Source organism: Rahnella sp. EDr1-12 (assembly GCF_049206505.1).
Taxonomy (GTDB): Bacteria; Pseudomonadota; Gammaproteobacteria; order Enterobacterales; family Enterobacteriaceae; genus Rahnella; species Rahnella rivi.
Map to the genome: position 1 here is coordinate 1 of NZ_JBLZNY010000022.1, position 455 is coordinate 455.

General features: G+C 49.2%; 1 protein-coding gene. It reads right to left on the reverse strand.

Annotated features, from left to right (window positions below):
* A partial coding sequence (locus ACO0U8_RS24210; protein WP_421671768.1) for an EF-Tu/IF-2/RF-3 family GTPase occupies nucleotides 1-455 on the reverse strand: 455 nt, incomplete at both ends.

The following is a 455-nucleotide window of genomic DNA, read 5'->3' on the forward strand; positions in this document are numbered from 1 at the left end:
GTAACAACCATGTTCACGTTGTCACCAGGCATTACCATCTCAACGCCTTCTGGCAGTTCGATAGTACCGGTCACGTCAGTTGTACGGAAGTAGAACTGTGGACGGTAGCCTTTGAAGAATGGAGTATGACGACCACCTTCTTCTTTGCTCAGGATGTACACTTCGGAATCAAACTTAGTGTGTGGTTTGATTGAACCTGGTTTAGCCAGAACCTGACCACGTTCGATGTCTTCACGTTTGATACCACGCAGCAGAACACCAACGTTCTCACCAGCACGGCCTTCGTCCAGCAGTTTGCGGAACATTTCAACGCCGGTACAAGTAGACTTAACAGTGTCCTTGATACCCACGATTTCAACTTCTTCGCCCACTTTAACGATACCGCGCTCTACACGACCGGTAACAACTGTACCACGGCCGGAGATGGAGAATACGTCTTCGATTGGCAGCAGGAA